The organism is Rhizobium sp. BIGb0125 (genome assembly GCF_024810055.1).
Classification (GTDB): Bacteria; Pseudomonadota; Alphaproteobacteria; order Rhizobiales; family Rhizobiaceae; genus Agrobacterium.
This window is the reverse complement of the sequence record NZ_JANUDV010000002.1, coordinates 780,662-797,669: the sequence shown is the minus strand read 5'-3', so window position 1 is coordinate 797,669 and position 17,008 is coordinate 780,662. Positions and strand designations below refer to the sequence as shown.

Below are 17,008 nucleotides of genomic sequence, written 5' to 3'. Positions count from 1 at the left end.
GGCAAACAACAAATGACATTCAAAGACAAGCCGACGCGCGGTGGTGACAAGAAATTTGACCGTGATCGCAAGCCTGGCAAGCCAGAAGGCAAGCCGGCGGCGAAAAAACAGTCCTATGACAAGGCGGCCGCCGCAAAGGTCGCAGCTGAAGACGCGCCGGTCGGCAAGCCGGAGCGCATTTCCAAGATCATGGCACGAGCAGGGGTCGCATCGCGACGTGATGTCGAGCGCATGATCATGGAAGGTCGTGTTTCAATGAACGGCGTCAAGCTTGATTCGCCGGTCGTGAATGCAACACTTGCCGATCAGATCGAAGTGGATGGCGTGCCGATCCGTGGCGCAGAACGCACCCGCCTGTGGCTCTACCACAAGCCTGCCGGTCTGGTGACCACCAATTTCGATCCTGAAGGTCGTCCGACAGTGTTTGACAACCTGCCGGAAGAATTGCCGCGCGTTCTGTCGATCGGCCGCCTGGACATCAATACCGAAGGTCTGCTTCTTCTGACCAATGACGGTGGATTGTCTCGTGTTCTGGAGCTGCCCACCACTGGCTGGCTGCGCCGTTACCGCGTGCGGGCCCATGGTGAGGTCGATCAGGCAGAACTGGACAAGCTCAAGGAAGGCATTGCCGTCGGCGGCGTTCTCTACGGCGCAATTGATGCGACGCTGGACCGCAAGCAGGGCCACAATGTCTGGATTACCATGGGTCTGCGTGAAGGCAAGAACCGTGAAATCAAGAACGTTCTCGGTGCGCTCGGTCTGGAAGTTAACCGCCTGATCCGTATCTCCTACGGTCCTTTCCAATTGGGTGACCTGCCGGAAGGCAAGGTTGTGGAAGTTCGTGGACGCATGTTGCGCGATCAGTTGGGTCCACGCCTGATTGAAGCTGCTGGCGCCAACTTCGAAGCGCCGCTTTATAACGACAATGCCGGTGCAGAAGACGATGAGGCACCAGCTGCCCGTCCTGCAAAGGGTGAGTGGGCAAAGCGCTCGGACGGCGATGACAATTCACGTCCAGCAATATCCGGCGATAAGCGCGACGACCGTGAACGTTCGCTAGGACGCCTCGATACAAAACGTTCTGACAAGCCCGCCGGGAAATTTGGTTCCAAGCCCGGTTCGAAATTTGGCGCGAAAGGCCGCGACGAAAACGAAGGCGACGATCGCCGTCCATCCCGTCCTGCTTTGGGCAGCAGCCGTACTGCCAATGTCTGGATGGCACCCGGTGCAAAGCCGACCCGCGATGGCAAGGCACGCAAGACATCAGCGCGCGCTGAGGCTGAAAGCCTGTTCAAGCAGCCATCTGCACAGGAAGAAGCACGCCGTAGCGTCGTGCGCCATGCAGATGCAGAGGGTGAGTGGATTCGCTCCGATTCTCCACCGCGTGACGAAGAACAAGGCCGTGGCCGTGGTGAGCGTGGCGACCGACCACGCGGCGAACGGTCATTCGGTGACCGCCCACGCAGTGACAAGCCACGGGGTGACAAACCATTCGGCGACCGCTCGGATCGACCAGCCCGTGGCGACAAGCCGTTCGGTGCTCGGCCTCCACGTGGAGATCGTCCCGCTGGCGAACGTTCGTTTGGGGATCGCCCGCGCGAAGAGCGTTCTTTTAGAGACAGACCGGAGCGTGGGGAACGTGCCGAACGTCCAGCCCGTGGCGACAGACCCTTTGGCGACCGTCCACCACGTGGTGATAAGCCTTACGGTGATCGTCCAGCACGTGGCGACAGACCTTTCGGTGACCGCCCACCACGCGGCGATAAACCTTATGGCGATCGTACGCCACGCGGAGATCGTGCTGAACGTGGCGAACGTTCTGAGCGTCCGGCACGCGGTGACCGTCCGTTTGGTGATCGCCCGGCCCGTGGCGAGCGCAGCGAGCGACCATTTGGTGACAAGCCACGCAGTGGCAAACCTGGCGGCGGACGTCCGGACGGCAAACCTGGTTTTGGAAAACCGCGCGGTGAACGTTCCGAAGGCGGCGCACGCGGCAAATTCGATGGTAATGGGTCTGGAGGCAAACCCGGCGGCAAAGGTCCTGGCAAGGGACCCGGCGGCAAGTCTTCAGGTGGCAAAGGGATGACACGGAATGCGGATCGTAGGCGGTGAGTTTCGTGGCCGTAGTTTAGCGGCCCCAAAATCAAACAGCATTCGCCCGACAATCGATAGGACCCGGGAAAGCCTGTTCAACATATTGAGCCACGCCTATCCGGAAGCACTGGATGGCACGCGCATTCTCGATGTGTTTGCTGGCACCGGTGCCGTCGGCCTTGAGGCATTGTCCCGAGGCTGTCGTATTGCGCTTTTTGTGGAAAACGGCGTTGAAGGCCGTGGTCTGCTCTGGGAAAATATCGACGCGCTGGGCCTGCACGGCCGGGCGCGTATCCTGCGGCGGGATGCGACCAAACTTGGCAGCGTCAACAATATCGAACCTTTCGATGTGCTTTTTGCCGACCCGCCCTATGGGCTGGGACAGGGTGAGAAGGCTTTTGTTGCCGCGCATGAGGGCGGCTGGTTGGTGCCAGGCGCTCTGGCCATTCTCGAAGAGCGTGGCGACGTCATGGTCAGTGTTGCTCCCGTCTTCAAGCCGCTGGAGCAGAGAACCTTTGGCGATACGAAGATGCATTTCTATCGTTACGAGCCGTAATCATGATGCGGTTCGCAATGTCCCGGAAGATGTCTTCACTCTGACGAGAAAACAGGGAATGTAATGGCTGTTGTGAAGGACGCTCTCGAAATGCAGGACACACCTTCGCAACCAGCACTTACCCATAGCGAACCACGATTTGCCATTGCCCTCGGCGGCGGTGGCGCGCGCGGCATCTGTCACATCAACGTCATCGAAGCCCTGGATGAGCTTGGCTTGAAGCCAGTCGCCGTGGCCGGTGCCTCAATCGGCTCGATTTTTGGTGCTGGTTATGCCGCCGGAATGACCGGCGCGGATATCCGCAATTATACGATCGACCTGATGGGCAAAAAAGGCAGTGTGGCAAACCGTCTGTGGAGCCTCGGGCCCGCCACCATGCGCCATTCCGTCGATGGTTTTCGTCTCGGCCAGTTTAATCTGGAACTTATCCTTGATGCCCTGCTGCCTCAGGCGATTCCAAAGACATTCGACAAGTTGCCAACACCGTTGAAGGTGGTGACGACGGATTATTACGGCCAGTGCGAGGCTGTGGTAACAGAGGGCAACATTTGCACGGCACTTGCTGCGTCATCAGCTATCCCGGCTTTGTTCATGCCGGTCCGGGTCAACGGCCGGGTGATGATCGACGGCGGCATCTTCAATCCCGTTCCCTATGAACCGCTTCTCGATGATGCCGATATTGTGATCGGTGTCGATGTGGTGGGCGGACCGGAAGGTGACGGCACCACAATTCCCAGCCGTATCGATAGCTTGTTCGGTGCAAGCCAGTTGATGATGCATTCTGCCATTGCTGCAAAATTGAAGCTCAATCCGCCACATATCTTCCTGCGTCCACCGGTAAACCGTTTCCGCGTCATGGATTTTATGAAAGCTGAAGAGGTTCTGGCAGAAACGGCGTCCGTGAAGGACGATCTCAAACGGCAGATCGAAACGCAGATCGAATTGTACCATCGCCGTCGGGAAGGGCGAATTTAATCCCGTCAAATCTGTGCGAGCTTTGAAAGTAGCTTCAGTTCTTTGCCTGATTTTACGACCGAGTTCTCCCTTTACCCTTGATGATAGGCGCACCGGTCAATAAATGGAGCGTAACGAAAGGCGAAATAATGTCCTCTGAAATCAATTCCTCCGCTCTCATTGATCGCGCAAGCCAGTTGGTGGACCTTGCAAAACAGGCAGGTGCGGATAAGGCCGACGCTGTTGTAGTTCGTTCCCGCTCCCATTCTGTTGGCGTGCGTCTTGGCAAGGTTGAAAATACCGAGTCCTCGGAAAGCGATGATTTCGCCCTGCGTGTTTTTGTCGGCAACCGGGTCGCAAGTGTTTCTGCCAATCCGGGCTTCGACCTGAAAACCTTGGCCGAGCGTGCTGTCGCCATGGCAAAGGTTTCACCAGAAGATCCCTTCGCCTGCCTGGCGGACGAAGCACACCTTGCTGGTCAATATGATGATCTTGATCTTTTCGATCCGACCGAAGTGTCATCTGCTGCCTTGCAGGAAGCAGCCCTGGCCATGGAAGAGGCCGCTCTCGGCGTGAAGGGTGTTTCCAATTCATCCGGCGCCGGCGCCTCCACCGGCATGGGTGGTCTTGTGCTTGTCACTTCGCACGGGTTTGCCGGAAGCTATATGGGCAGCCGTTTCAGCCGTTCCGTCAGTGTTATCGCTGGCGAAGGAACGAAGATGGAGCGCGACTATGATTTCGACAGCCGCCTGTATTTTTCCGATCTCGACAGTGCGCAGGACATTGGTCGTCGTGCCGGTGAACGGGTGGTTGAACGCCTGAACCCGCGTCAGGTCGATACGGGTAAAAACGTTACCGTTGTCTTTGATCCACGCGTGGCGCGTGGTTTCGTCGGTCATATCGCCGGTGCCATCAATGGTGCTTCAGTTGCCAGAAAGACCAGCTTCCTGCGTGACAAGATGGGACAGCAGGTTCTGAAAAGCGGCCTGTCTATTACCGATGATCCGCAAATCGTGCGTGGTTCGTCTTCCCGTCCATTCGATGGTGAAGGTGTCCGCGGCGAACGTCTTGTCATGATTGAGGACGGTGTGTTGAAGCACTGGTTCTTGTCCACATCGGCAGCCAAGGAAATTGGCGGTTTCGAGACCAACGGGCGTGGCGTTCGTGGTGGCACCACAGTTAGCCCTGCCTCGACCAATCTGGCGCTGGAACCAGGAGATGTTTCGCCGGAAGAGCTGATCGCCAGCGTCGGCAACGGTTTTTACGTGACAGAACTGATCGGTCAGGGCGTCAATATGATCACGGGTGAATACAGCCGTGGAGCAACCGGCTTCTGGATTGAAAATGGCAAATTGTCGTTCCCGGTATCGGAAGTGACGATTGCGTCCAATCTGAAGGACATGTTCATGCTTGTCACTCCGGCCAATGATGTCGACCGCAAATACGGCGTGGCAGCGCCCACTTTGGCCATTGAGGGCATGACGCTTGCCGGCCGCTGATACGGCAAAGCAGATAGCGATTAAACAATGACGGCAGAGCAAAACAACTGGCAGGCCGATCTCGACCTTATTCTTGCTGCTGCAAGGCAGGCAGGGGAGGTCGCTTTCGGTTACTTCGGTAATAAGCCTGAGGTCTGGTGGAAGAATGAAGGCCGCTCTCCCGTCAGTGCGGCGGATTATGCGGCGAATGCTGTTTTGGAAAAGGTTCTTCGCACAGCTCGGCCAGATTATGGCTGGCTTTCGGAAGAAACCGAAGACGGTCATGATCGTCTGAGCCGCAAGACAGCGTTTGTTGTCGACCCTGTCGACGGCACACGGGCCTTTATCTCTGGTCTCGCCACATGGTGCGTCAGCGTCGCTGTCGTCCACGACGGACTGCCGGTCGCAGGCGTTCTTGTTGCACCGGCGCTCGGGGAAGAATTCCTGGCTGTTAAAGGTGGCGTCGCCCAAAGAAACGGGCAGGCGATTACTGTGTCATTTCCGTCCTCGGTGCTCAATATTGCAGCCCCGGAAGATGTCGTGGCGGATCTGCAGAAAAACACCGCTCAGATCATCAATCGCATAAAACATGTGCCGTCGCTCGCCTATCGTCTGGCGATGGTGGCCGATGGCCGTATCGATGGAACGCTGGTACGCACAGGTTCACATGACTGGGATTTGGCCGCAGCAGATCTTATCCTGCAATGTGCCGGCGGCCGCCTTGTGAACCTTGATGGTTCACCAATCGTTTACAACAAGCCGGTGGTCAGTCATCCGTCATTATGTGCAGCCAGCGAAGCAGCGCTTGGTGGTCTTCTGAACGCTTTGTGAAGTCAGGTAATGGTTGACCTTTGGGCGGAAATCCCGCACAGGAAAGGGACCAGATCACATGGCAAGAGATAAAAGAAAATGACCGAATCCAGTGAAAAAAAACAACTTCTGCACCTCGTTTTTGGCGGCGAGCTTGAAAGTCTTGAAGACGTGCAATTCCGGGATTTGAACGGGTTGGATATCGTTGGTATCTTCCCGGACTATGCCTCTGCACTGACAGCTTGGAAAGCAAAGGCGCAGCAGACTGTGGATAACGCTCACATGCGCTACTTTATAGTGCATATGCACAGACTTCTTGATCCACAAACCACGAAATAACCGGGTTTAGACTTAAAGACCCCGATTTATGCTATAATATATATCGTAGAATCGCACGGCATGGGTGTAAAAACATCCGTGCCGCATCCAAAGTTTTTTGCCGCAAATGAACAAAAAGATTCACGTCGGCTCAATTATTGACGCATTTCGAGAAGACAGAAAGTTCAAGAAAACACCTGACAAGGGGATGGCACCATTGGGCGCACGGATCGAAGGCATACCGTCATGAAAAGCCGAATTGCGCGGGTGGCACTTTCCGGTTACCGGTTGGCAGGCATGGCAGCCTATCCATTTGCCGGTCCCTACCTTACCTATCGTGCGATCAAGGGTAAGGAAGACCGAAGCCGAAAGCTGGAGCGCTTCGGTTACGCCAGCGTGGAGCGTCCCAGAGGTCCGCTCATCTGGTTTCATGCCGCAAGCGTCGGCGAGACAATGGCGCTTATTCCGTTGATCCGCGAAATCCGCAAACGCGAAATTCATGTGCTGCTGACAACCGGCACTGTGACGTCGGCAGAGTTGTGCCGCTCCAGACTTGGTAGTGACGTCATTCACCAATATGTGCCGCTTGATATCAAAATCGCGGTAAAACGTTTCATCAGCTATTGGCATCCGGATGCAGCCATCACAGCGGAGTCTGAGGTCTGGCCAGTGACGATGATGGAACTGGAACAGGCCCACATTCCGCAAATCCGCGTCAATGCCCGCATGTCGGACCGATCCTTCTCCCGGTGGCAATCGCATGCCGATTTTGCCGAAACTATTTTCAACAAGATGTCGCTGGTTATCGCGCAGTCGGATCTCGATGCCGAGCGCTTCCGTGATCTGGGCGCCTGGCCGGTGATGACTTCAGGTAACCTCAAGGGCGACACGGATCCACCGCCAGTGGATCAGGAACTATTGGATCGCTATCGTCAGCAGATTGGCAGCCGCAAGACATGGGCGGCCATCTCGACCTTTGAAGGCGAAGAGAAGATTGCCGGCACCGTTCATAACGCCATCAAGGCGCGCAACGGTCAGCTGTCGATTATCGTTCCGCGCCACCCTGACCGTGCCGACGCCATTGAAGCGCAGCTGAAGGAAATGGGGCTGGTTGTCGCCCGTCGCAGCCGCAACGATGTCATTGCGCCGGAAACGGATGTATTCCTCGGTGACAGCATTGGCGAGATGGGGCTTTATCTTCGTTTGACAGAAATCGCGTTTGTCGGTCGCTCGATGACCGGTGAGGGTGGCCAGAACCCGCTGGAGCCGGCCATGCTCGGTTGCGCAGTGCTGTCCGGTGCACATGTGCAGAATTTCCGTGAGGCCTATCAGAAGCTGCTGCGGGCCGGTGGCGGGCGTATCATTCGTGACGTCGAAATGTTGGCCAAGGCCGTTCATTATCTGATGGTCAACGACAACGAGCGTTACAAGATGATGGATGCAGGCGACCGGGTCATTCAGGAAATGCGTGGCGCCTTGTCCTCGACGATTAAGGGCCTTGAACCCTACATCGCACCGCTGACCGTGACTGCAAAGCTGATGCCAAGAAATGTGGCTGCCGGTTGATATCCACCAAAGCATGTCGCATCGAAGCCTGTCTATCCACATTGCTTTCCATCATGATGATGTGCCGTGGCCTGACAGCTGTCGGGTGTCCGGTAACATGTTTTAAAATTGGTGCTTCCCCGTGAATAAAGACACACAGTCGATTGCCGGTATCCTCTTCGACAAGGACGGAACCCTGTTGGGTTATGACGCAAGCTGGGGCCCGGTAAACCGGGAACTGGCCCGCATTGCCTCAATGGACGATCCTGAACTGGCAGACAGGCTGCTGTTGGCATGCGGCATGGACCCAGTCAGCGGAAAGGTCATGCCGGATAGCTTGCTGGCGGCCGGCAATACGCAGGAGATCGCGGCCGGTCTGGTCGCTGCTGGTTCCCCTTGCGATCAGGAAGAACTGACGAAACGTCTGGACACGCTGTTTACCGAAGCCGCTGCCCATTCCGTTCCGGTCACGGATCTGCGAGCTTTTTTCGAGCGCCTGCGCCAACGCGGTTATCGCATCGGTATCGCGTCCAGCGACAATGAGCGCTCGATCCGTGAAACGGCGCGCCGTTTCGGTTTTGAAGAGCACATTGATTTTATTGCCGGTTATGACAGTGGATTTGGTACCAAACCACAGCCGGGTATGGTGCTCGGTTTCTGTGAGGCGGTAAAACTGTCGCCGTCGCAGGTTGCCGTGGTCGGTGACAATAATCATGATCTGCATATGGCAAAGAGCGCCGGGGCGGCCTTGAAGGTTGCCGTTCTCACCGGAACCGGCTCGCCGCAAAGCCTCAGTGACGACAGCGACTATTGCCTGTCCGATATCACCGCGCTAGAGCCGCTTTTGCCGCAACGGGCTGCAATCTAACCCGCTTTAAACAGTAAGCCAGGCTAACGTTTTGCCACTTTAGTATATTTTATCGTTTCAATCGGATATTGGCAGACAGCGTATTCGGCAGGAGCGATAAATGATTTCGGAAGCGCCGCCTTTCTGGTGGAAAAAACCGGGCTGGCAGGCATATGCACTCAAACCCGTTTCATGGTTTTATGGCTGGATTGCGGGCAAAAGAATGCGCCGCGAGAACCGGCCATCCGTGCCTGTTCCGGTGATCTGCATCGGTAACTTTACCGTCGGTGGTGCCGGCAAGACGCCAACTGCGATTGCAATTGCCAAAGCTGCGGTCGAAAACGGTTTGAAACCTGGCTTCCTCAGCCGTGGATACGGTGGCACGCTGGATGTCACGACGCTAGTCGAACCGCATCATCGCGCTGCCGATGTCGGTGACGAACCGCTTCTGCTGGTTAGCCACGCCATGACGGTCATCTCACGGCGGCGAATCGAAGGTGCACGTCGTCTGATGGAGGCAGGCGCCGATCTCATCATCATGGATGATGGTTTTCAAAGCGCTCGTCTGACGCTGGATTATGCGCTTGTGGTGATCGATAGCGTGCGCGGCATTGGCAATGGTTGCCTTGTGCCGTCAGGGCCGGTGCGTGCGCCAATCCAGGAACAGATGCAGCAGCTTTCCGCCATTCTCAAGGTTGGCGCTGGTGACGCCGCCGACCCGCTGGTTCGCAAAGCGGCAAGGGCGGGCAAGACAATCTATGTCTCTGCCATTCAGCCGGTCGTGCCCCCAGATTTTGTCGGCAAACGGGTGCTGGCCTATGCCGGCATTGCTGATCCTGATAAATTTTACAGAACGGTAGAAAGTCTCGGTGGCAATATCGTCGAGCGTCGCTCGTTCAGCGATCACCATACGTTCGAAGAGGATGAGATTTCCGATCTGCTGGCGCTCGCTGACAAACAGCAGCTGCAACTGGTCACGACCGCCAAGGACTTCGTGCGTTTGAAGGGTGTTCACGGCAAGGCAGAAGAGTTGCTCCAGCGGAGCCAAGTCATTGAAATCGAAATGGTGTTTGATGACCCAAACACGGCTTCCGATATCATTCATGCGGCAATCGAGAACTGCCGCACGCGTGTGCTCAAGGGCAACTGACGATAATCAGGCCGTCGGGCGCTTCTGGTTCGGCAAAATGCCTGCAATCTTGTCGGCTTCCAGCGATGCAGCGGCATCGACATACGGTTCCTGTCGCGCAACGCTCCAGTAACGCAGTTCATCGACGGGGATCTGCTGCCCAGTCATGGCGCAGGTCACATAAGATCCATTGGTGACGATCTGAAAATCGCCATCCAGATATTTGATCTTTGCTTCGCGGCTGCCGCTGCCTTCAAACCGGTTCATCCGCTGTCTCCATTCAATTTCGTGAGGTCAAGCGCCGCCAATTGCAGGCCCGATCATCTCTATCCAATAATCCGTGCAGGTATGAAATACCAGCATTTAGCATCAGCTTCGGCCGAATAACCGCTCAATATCGGACAGTTTCAGCTCGATATAAGTGGGTCGGCCATGGTTACACTGGCCGGAGCCGGGTGTATTTTCCATCTGTCGCAGAAGCGCATTCATTTCTTCTGGCCGCAAACGACGACCGGAACGGACAGAACCGTGGCACGCCATTGTCGCGGCAACATACTCCAGCTTACCGTTCAGCGTTGATGCAGTGTCCCATTCGGCAATTTCATCCGCCAACTGGCGCACCAAGCCTTGAGCATCGACCTTGCCAAGCATGGCAGGTGTTTCGCGCACTGCAATGGCACCGGGGCCGAAACGTTCAATTGCCAGCCCCAAAGCGTCGAAACCTTCGGCATGCTCCATCAGCCGGTCACAATCTTCTTCCGGAAGATCGATGATTTCAGGTATCAACAACACCTGCGATGGCGGGCGCCGTGAATGCAGCGCCTTGCGCATTTCTTCAAAAACCAGACGTTCATGCGCCGCATGCTGGTCAACAATCACCAGTCCGTCATCGGTTTGCGCAACGATGTAATTTTCGTGAATTTGTGCGCGGGCTGCACCGAGTGGGTATTGCGCGCTCGATATGCTTTCAGTTGGCTGCTCGGCAAAAACCGTTGCCGTTTCCTGCCGGGCTGCAGGTGCTGTGACGTCCATAAACTCCGCTTGTGTGTTCTCTGCAAAGCCAGCGGATGGCGGATAGGAAAAGGGACGGGATGGTGATGCAGCAGCACTCCACGCGGTTGCCGCCTGCGCTCTGGCTGCCGGAGCGGCTTGGAAACCCTGACGGAACGCATTCATCATGCCGCTGGTCGCCGTTGTCGAGGCGCGGTCACCTTCGCGCGAAAGCGCCTCACGAATCGCACCGACGATGAGGCCTCGAACAAGTCCGGGATCACGGAACCGCACATCGGACTTGGCCGGATGCACGTTGACGTCCACCAGTGCCGGATCGAGCGTCAATGACAGCACCGCAACCGGATAACGGCCATGCGGGATGGTCTCGGCATAAGCACCGCGGATGGCAGACAGCAGCAATTTGTCCTGAACCGGCCGCCCATTCACGAACATATACTGATGGGCGGAGTTTCCGCGATTGAAGGTTGGCACACCGGCATAACCGGACAGCGCAACATCCTCACGTACCGCTTCGATTGCAATCGCGTTGTCCCGGAATTCCACGCCAAGGATCTGGCCCATGCGTGCGAGCGCATCGCTGCCAGTCGCGGGCAGTTCCAACGTGGACCGGTCCGTGCCTGAAAGGACAAAGCGGATATTCGGGAAGGCAATCGCCATGCGTTTGACGGTTTCAGTAATCGCAGCCGTCTCCGCACGCTCGCTTTTGAGAAATTTCAGACGGGCAGGGGTCGCAAAAAACAGGTCACGCACTTCAACGACGGTGCCGACATTGGCGGCTGCAGGACGGACATCTGCCACTTTACCGCCAGTTACGGCAACGACGGAGCCTTGTTCCGAGCCATGCTGGCGACTTGTAATGGTCAGTTTTGCCACCGAACCGATCGAAGGCAGTGCCTCGCCACGAAAGCCGAGTGTACGTATATCGTCCAGTGTCTGCGAGATCTTGGAGGTGCAATGCCGCTTGATGGCGAGCGCCAGATCGTCAGGGCTCATGCCAGTACCGTTGTCGGTAATGCGAATGAGGCTTTTGCCGCCACCGGATGTCGCAACTTCGATACGCGTCGCACCGGCATCGATAGCATTTTCTATCAATTCCTTGGCCGCGCTGGACGGTCGTTCGATAACCTCGCCAGCGGCGATCTGGTTGATGAGCGTTTCTGAAAGCTGTTTTATGGACATGATTCTATTGTCGTGGATTTGTTGTGGTGGGAAAAGAGAAATCGTATGTTTTCCGCGCCTTATTCACGGATGAAACCCGGCCATTAAGCAACGCTTAAGACAAAAACTGTAATCTCGCAAAGACTTGAAATGATTACGGGATAGTATTTCCGTCAAAGCATTGGGTGGCCAACCGGAGGGTCGCCAATTTGTAATATGTGCTTTGTTTCAAGGTCTGCCCGGTATGTTTTCTCAGCGATTGCAACAGTAACGGCCCCGTGCTCGACATCAGTTGTTTTATCAATTTTCGGAATGCCCTTGTGGCTGGAGGATAGGCGTGGGGAGCAGCAATGACTGATGTGACGTCGCAAGACGTAGACATCCAAATATCACTGCTGGAAACCGTGTGTGATGCACTGATGACCGCCGTCATTGTGTATGACAAAAACGACATCATTACCTTCGTCAGTCGCCACATTACCAATTATCTGCCATCGCTTGGAGAACGTGTTTTCGTTGGTATGCGCCTGCGGGACTTCCTGAATACACGTTATGACTGTGAGGACGTTTCCAGTCAGAATATCGCTTCAGGCCGCAAGAGCAGCCGTGAGGAATGGATCGCCGAACGGCTTGCCGCCCACTGGAAAGAAAAATCCGAACATCTTGAAAAACGCGGTAGCGACCGCTGGTATCGTTACGTCAAGAAACGGCTGCCATCCGGCATCGGAATGTGTGTGATCACAGATGTCTCCGAACAAAAGAAGCGCGAGGAGCAATGGCGCGCTGATCTCGAGCGGTTGCAGTTGACCGAGGAAATACTGGACAACATTCCGTTCCCGGTCGTCGTCAAGGACCGCAACCTGACCTATGTCGCCGTCAACAAGGCGACCTGCGATATGATGGAAGTCGGCCCGGAAGCAATGCTGGGCCGCACGGTTTTTGATATTCACAGTCATGAACTGGCAAGCCGGATCGATGCGATGGATCGCCGGATTCTGGAGACCGGCCAAAGCAGTACGATTCCCGAACACCTTACCAAAATTGACGGCGAACATGCATTGCTGATCACACGCAAGCAGCGTGTGGGCAAACCCGGCCGTTATTTCCTGGTCACAACAATGGAAGATGTCACGGCTCTGTCCGTGACCGATGAAACCGGTGAACCGGTTCTGCCGGGAATGAGGCACCTGCCTTTCGTCAAAACATCGCATAAGGGCAGGCCGGTTGAGAAGCGCGAGGAGCCGGATTTCGCCGCCCGCCTGAAGGGATGCCGCATTCTTTTCGTGTCGCCAGATCAGGGCGTGCGGGATAATGCCTCGCACGTCTTTGCCTGTGTCGAAGCGGATTATGCGGCAGCCAGTAGTTTTGACGAGCAGGTGACCTTCCTTGATGTCGCGACATCATCAGGTGTGGCAATCGATCTCGTGGTTGTTGATTCCAACATGAGCCACGCCAGCCTTGATATTGCCAAGCAATATGGGCTGTCGGTGCTGACACTGGATGCGTTCCAGATCCAGCAAGACCTTGTCCGCCATATCTATAACTTCTTGGCCACGACATCGCAGGTCAACACATTATCCAGCGTCAAGGAAACCGCAGCGGACAATGCCATCAAGACTGCTCGCCCCAAGACCCAGACGTCGGTTATCGATGTGCTTGTCGTCGAGGACAACGAAGTCAACAAGATCGTTTTTTCACAGATCCTCGAAAGCCTGAATGTCGGCTACAAGGTCGCGGGCTCCGGTGAAGAGGCATTGCGGATGATCGACGCCCATTCACCGTCATTGGTGCTGGTTGATGCGACATTGCCTGACTTTGACGGGTTTGAATTGGCAAGACGTATTCGCTCCGCCGAAGGCGATAGTAAGAAGATCCCGCTGATCGGTGTGATCGCCCATGCTTTTGATGGTGATCGCCGAGCGTGCCTTGATGCCGGCATGGATGATATGATTCTCAAGCCGGTCAGCCCGGACATGATTGAAACCGTTCTCAGACGATTTCTGCCATCCAGCAACACCGCTACGCATAGCGATATGAGTGTATGACGGTCGGCCAAGTACGGGCTATCGATAATCGTCGGTATTTAACCATTGTTAAATATACGCTATATGTTTCTTAAGACATAGCCATCATTGTGCGCTAAATCGTTGCAGATTTCTTAGGACGCGAACATGAAGTCGGCGGAAGCAAACTACCCGCAGATCAGTCAGCATGAGTTGCAGGCCATGGCCTATAGTGACCCATTGACCGGTCTTGGAAATCGCTATCGCCTGCGAGACAAGGTGCGTCAGCTAGCTGCGGAACGCGCCAGTGATCCTGCTCCCTTTACCATCGGTATTGCCAATATTGACGGCTTCAAGCCAATAAATGACTTGTTTGGTGCGGCTGCCGGTGACGAAATTTTGTGCCAGGTCGCCCATCGCCTGAAAGCCTGTATCCCCGATGGTGCGACCGTTACCCGCCACGAGGGCGATGAATTTGCATTCATTTTTCCGCTTGTCTTCGAGCGTACAGGCGCCGAACGCATTGGTCATATGATCAAGGATGTGTTGTCGGCGCCTTATGATCTAGGGGACCGCAATGTGCGTCTGTCGTCGTCCTTCGGTTTTGCCGTCTATCCCTTTGCGGGGCAGGAATTCGAAGATTTGCTGAAAAGCGCCGAAACTGCCTTGTATCGTTCCAAACGCCGTGGTCGCGGGCAGATCACAGTCTATTCCAGCGAAATTGCGCAGGAAATGAAGCGGGCGACGCAGCTGGAACAGGCGTTGCGTAATGCCATTATCACCGATGCCGTTGAAGTTCATTTCCAACCTATCGTTCGCCTGACCGATGAAATGGTCATTGGTTTTGAAGCCTTGGCGCGTTGGCACGATCCTGATCTCGGATTTGTATCTCCAGCCGTGTTTGTGCCGCTGGCGGAAGAACGCGGTTTTATCGATGCACTGTCGGAAACGCTGCTGCGCAAGGCAGTTGAGGCTGCACTCTCCTGGCCGCGCGACCTGTTCCTGTCGTTCAACCTGTCGTCGGCACAGTTGATGGATCCGGGCACTGCAGACAATATCCTCTCCATCCTTGGCCGCGCGGGTTTCGATCCCAGCCGGTTGGAACTGGAAATTACCGAAACCGCCGTCATGACCTCTGCGGAAACGGCGACCAAAATTATTTCGGACCTCAAGCAGGCCGGTGTGCGTATTTCGCTGGATGATTTCGGCACGGGTCAATCGAGCCTTGGCCGTCTGCGGGACTTCACCTTTGACAAGGTCAAAATCGACCGTGCCTTCGTGTCGCGCATTTCAACGGATCGCCCGTCGGAACACATCGTCAAGGCAATCGTCGCCATGTGTGATGGTCTTGATCTCGAGGTCGTTGCTGAAGGGATTGAGAACCGCAACGAGTCTGAAAAACTGCGTGGGCTTGGTTGCGAAATGGGGCAGGGCTTTTTCTTTGGCCGCCCAGCAGATGCCAATGCAACACTACGTTATCTGCGCGACAATTTCCGCGATTTGGCACCAGTGGGCGCCTGAAAACGTCCGGGTTAAATCAGAATTTGAGCGGCGGAACTGTTTCCACCGCTCATTTCTTTTAGGCGAGCCGATACGCGAAGTCTTGAACGCCATTCACGTCGATACCGAGATCGAATGTTGCACCCTGCAGGGCATCAGGCGACAGACCTGCATCCGCCATGCCATCAAAAGCTGACGTGACCAGGAGCCGATTTGCAGCCTTGCCGATGAACGCCGGGCATGTGGTTTGCAGACCCGGTACGGCATACTGTTCAAGCAACTGTCCATTGGCGTTGTAACGGGCAACGCGCCCGGCACCCCACTTGGCGTTCCAGATATCGCCGTTCTTGTCGCATACCGATCCATCTATACCGGCATCGTCATCGCTTGCGTCAACCAGAACGGATGGTTTCTCCAGCGGCAGGCCGGTCGAGGGATCAACCGCAACACGCATCAGCTTGTTGACCCTTGTGTCGGTGTAGTAGGCGATGGCTCCATCCGGTGAAAAGCAGATGGAGTTGGGGATGCTGATATTATCAAACAACGTCGTCACAGTACCGTTGGCAACATGATAAATGCCGCCAGCGCCGTCTTCAGCTGATTTACCCATCGTGCCGATCCACAGGGCACCTGAGGCATGCACGCGTCCATCATTGGAGCGGTTTGCCGGTTTTCCGGGCTCGAAATCGGTGTGCAGCGTTAGCTCACCGGTTGCGATCTGGCGCAGGAACAGGCCATTTTCGGATGCAATCAACTGACGGTCATCATCCACCTTGGCCAGAACGCTGGCCATGAAGGGGAGTTTGTGAACGCTCTTTCGGCCGGAAGCGAGGTGCAATTCATGCAACTCTTTTCCAAGAATATTGAACCACCATGCAGTGTCGGTCGCTGCGTCATAGGTCGGGCCTTCACCCAACTGAAGTGCAGTTTCGTCGAGAACTTTACCTGTGAAAGGATGTAGGGTTGCCATTATGCCTCCTTGATCGCAGCGTCGTAGGCGTTGATGGTGAGGATGGCGCGTTCCTTGACTTCCGCAGCCGTGAGGCCGGGCTTGTACAGGCTTGTGCCAAGGCCGAAAGCTGTAATGCCTGCCTTGGTGTAATCGGAAAAGTTCTTGTCCGATACGCCGCCGACGGCTGCAACCAGCAGATCCTTTGGCAAAATGGTACGGATGGCAACAATACCGGCGGGGCCAATAATGCTGGCCGGAAAAAACTTCAGACCGGTTGCACCGGCCTTGGCGGCCAGCAGTGCTTCGGTTGGTGTCAGCACGCCCGGCAATGTCACCATGCCTTTTTCGCGTGCGGCGGTGATAACCTCAACGTCGACATTCGGGCTAACCATCAGCTTGCCGCCAGCCTTGTCGAGATTTTCTACATCGTCAACGCTCAACACGGTGCCTGCGCCGATCAGGCAATCGGCAGGGGCAAGCTTTGCAGCTATCTCGATGGACTTGAACGGCTCTGGTGAGTTCAGCGGAATTTCGATGGCGCGAAAACCGGTTTCGATCAGAACGCTGACCACATCATGGGTTTCTTCGGGCTTCAGGCCACGCAGAATGGCGACCAGCGGATATTTGATGGATGGAAATGGAATGCGCAT

General features: G+C 55.7%; 15 protein-coding genes. 11 read left to right on the top strand and 4 right to left on the bottom strand.

Annotated elements, in window-relative coordinates; genetic code table 11:
- The first annotated feature begins 12 nt into the window (after positions 1-12).
- From M2418_RS07835 to lpxK, 9 genes are all read left to right on the top strand, one after another.
- The gene (locus M2418_RS07835) at positions 13-2,112 is read left to right on the top strand and encodes a pseudouridine synthase (RefSeq protein WP_259145820.1); all 2,100 of its coding nucleotides are present in this window, start codon (positions 13-15) and stop codon (positions 2,110-2,112) included.
- Positions 2,093-2,650: a 16S rRNA (guanine(966)-N(2))-methyltransferase RsmD gene (gene rsmD / locus M2418_RS07830; protein WP_192487094.1), complete on the top strand. Its 558-nt coding sequence runs from the start codon at positions 2,093-2,095 to the stop codon at positions 2,648-2,650. Before M2418_RS07835 ends, rsmD begins: the two co-directional genes overlap by 20 nt.
- A gap of 63 nt (positions 2,651-2,713) precedes the next feature.
- A complete protein-coding gene (locus M2418_RS07825) occupies positions 2,714-3,625 on the top strand; it encodes a patatin-like phospholipase family protein (protein ID WP_405049385.1) in 912 nt (303 codons plus the stop codon).
- A gap of 128 nt (positions 3,626-3,753) precedes the next feature.
- Entirely contained in the window at positions 3,754-5,103 is a 1,350-nt protein-coding gene (locus M2418_RS07820) for a TldD/PmbA family protein (RefSeq protein ID WP_259145818.1), read from the top strand.
- Positions 5,104-5,130: 27 nt separating this feature from the next.
- Positions 5,131-5,913: a 3'(2'),5'-bisphosphate nucleotidase CysQ gene (locus tag M2418_RS07815; protein WP_259145817.1), complete on the top strand. Its 783-nt coding sequence runs from the start codon at positions 5,131-5,133 to the stop codon at positions 5,911-5,913.
- Positions 5,914-5,991: 78 nt separating this feature from the next.
- Complete coding sequence (locus tag M2418_RS07810) at positions 5,992-6,231, top strand: DUF4170 domain-containing protein (RefSeq protein WP_192487097.1); 240 nt, start codon at positions 5,992-5,994, stop codon at positions 6,229-6,231.
- A gap of 225 nt (positions 6,232-6,456) precedes the next feature.
- Entirely contained in the window at positions 6,457-7,776 is a 1,320-nt protein-coding gene (waaA, locus tag M2418_RS07805) for a lipid IV(A) 3-deoxy-D-manno-octulosonic acid transferase (RefSeq protein WP_259145816.1), read from the top strand.
- A gap of 121 nt (positions 7,777-7,897) precedes the next feature.
- Positions 7,898-8,623 (top strand): HAD family hydrolase, encoded by a 726-nt coding sequence (locus M2418_RS07800; RefSeq protein ID WP_259145814.1) that lies wholly within the window; start codon positions 7,898-7,900, stop codon positions 8,621-8,623.
- A 100-nt stretch (positions 8,624-8,723) separates the two neighbouring features.
- Positions 8,724-9,752 carry a tetraacyldisaccharide 4'-kinase gene (gene lpxK / locus M2418_RS07795; RefSeq protein ID WP_259145812.1) on the top strand — a complete coding sequence of 343 codons (1,029 nt, stop codon included), beginning with the start codon at positions 8,724-8,726 and terminating at the stop codon, positions 9,750-9,752.
- Between the two features lie 6 nt (positions 9,753-9,758).
- Here lpxK and M2418_RS07790 read toward each other — a convergent pair whose 3' ends face one another.
- Positions 9,759-9,998: a DUF2093 domain-containing protein gene (locus M2418_RS07790; RefSeq protein WP_192487100.1), complete on the bottom strand. Its 240-nt coding sequence runs from the start codon at positions 9,996-9,998 to the stop codon at positions 9,759-9,761.
- Positions 9,999-10,100: 102 nt separating this feature from the next.
- Positions 10,101-11,924: a DNA mismatch repair endonuclease MutL gene (mutL, locus tag M2418_RS07785; protein ID WP_259145810.1), complete on the bottom strand. Its 1,824-nt coding sequence runs from the start codon at positions 11,922-11,924 to the stop codon at positions 10,101-10,103.
- 329 nt (positions 11,925-12,253) lie between these two features.
- Between mutL and M2418_RS07780 the strand changes: the two genes are divergently transcribed.
- Both M2418_RS07780 and M2418_RS07775 read left to right on the top strand, forming a co-directional pair.
- Positions 12,254-13,948 carry a response regulator gene (locus M2418_RS07780; RefSeq protein WP_259145808.1) on the top strand — a complete coding sequence of 565 codons (1,695 nt, stop codon included), beginning with the start codon at positions 12,254-12,256 and terminating at the stop codon, positions 13,946-13,948.
- Positions 13,949-14,074: 126 nt separating this feature from the next.
- Positions 14,075-15,427, top strand: coding sequence for a bifunctional diguanylate cyclase/phosphodiesterase (locus M2418_RS07775; RefSeq protein WP_259145806.1), 1,353 nt, complete (start codon positions 14,075-14,077; stop codon positions 15,425-15,427).
- Between the two features lie 58 nt (positions 15,428-15,485).
- Here M2418_RS07775 and M2418_RS07770 read toward each other — a convergent pair whose 3' ends face one another.
- Positions 15,486-16,376, bottom strand: coding sequence for an SMP-30/gluconolactonase/LRE family protein (locus M2418_RS07770; RefSeq protein ID WP_259145804.1), 891 nt, complete (start codon positions 16,374-16,376; stop codon positions 15,486-15,488).
- Complete coding sequence (locus tag M2418_RS07765) at positions 16,376-17,008, bottom strand: 2-dehydro-3-deoxy-6-phosphogalactonate aldolase (protein ID WP_259145801.1); 633 nt, start codon at positions 17,006-17,008, stop codon at positions 16,376-16,378. Before M2418_RS07765 ends, M2418_RS07770 begins: the two co-directional genes overlap by 1 nt.

What these genes read in the sequence shown, in the direction of transcription:
- M2418_RS07815 (WP_259145817.1), top strand. Translation starts at nt 5,131, where the DNA reads ATGACGGCAGAGCAAAACAACTGGCAGGCCGATCTCGACCTTATTCTT.
- waaA (WP_259145816.1), top strand. Translation starts at nt 6,457, where the DNA reads ATGAAAAGCCGAATTGCGCGGGTGGCACTTTCCGGTTACCGGTTGGCA.
- M2418_RS07820 (WP_259145818.1), top strand. Translation starts at nt 3,754, where the DNA reads ATGTCCTCTGAAATCAATTCCTCCGCTCTCATTGATCGCGCAAGCCAG.
- M2418_RS07810 (WP_192487097.1), top strand. Translation starts at nt 5,992, where the DNA reads ATGACCGAATCCAGTGAAAAAAAACAACTTCTGCACCTCGTTTTTGGC.
- lpxK (WP_259145812.1), top strand. Translation starts at nt 8,724, where the DNA reads ATGATTTCGGAAGCGCCGCCTTTCTGGTGGAAAAAACCGGGCTGGCAG.
- M2418_RS07780 (WP_259145808.1), top strand. Translation starts at nt 12,254, where the DNA reads ATGACTGATGTGACGTCGCAAGACGTAGACATCCAAATATCACTGCTG.
- M2418_RS07770 (WP_259145804.1), bottom strand. Translation starts at nt 16,376, where the DNA reads ATGGCAACCCTACATCCTTTCACAGGTAAAGTTCTCGACGAAACTGCA.
- M2418_RS07765 (WP_259145801.1), bottom strand. Translation starts at nt 17,008, where the DNA reads ATGCGCATTCCATTTCCATCCATCAAATATCCGCTGGTCGCCATTCTG.
- M2418_RS07775 (WP_259145806.1), top strand. Translation starts at nt 14,075, where the DNA reads ATGAAGTCGGCGGAAGCAAACTACCCGCAGATCAGTCAGCATGAGTTG.
- M2418_RS07825 (WP_405049385.1), top strand. Translation starts at nt 2,714, where the DNA reads ATGGCTGTTGTGAAGGACGCTCTCGAAATGCAGGACACACCTTCGCAA.
- mutL (WP_259145810.1), bottom strand. Translation starts at nt 11,924, where the DNA reads ATGTCCATAAAACAGCTTTCAGAAACGCTCATCAACCAGATCGCCGCT.
- M2418_RS07835 (WP_259145820.1), top strand. Translation starts at nt 13, where the DNA reads ATGACATTCAAAGACAAGCCGACGCGCGGTGGTGACAAGAAATTTGAC.
- M2418_RS07790 (WP_192487100.1), bottom strand. Translation starts at nt 9,998, where the DNA reads ATGAACCGGTTTGAAGGCAGCGGCAGCCGCGAAGCAAAGATCAAATAT.
- rsmD (WP_192487094.1), top strand. Translation starts at nt 2,093, where the DNA reads ATGCGGATCGTAGGCGGTGAGTTTCGTGGCCGTAGTTTAGCGGCCCCA.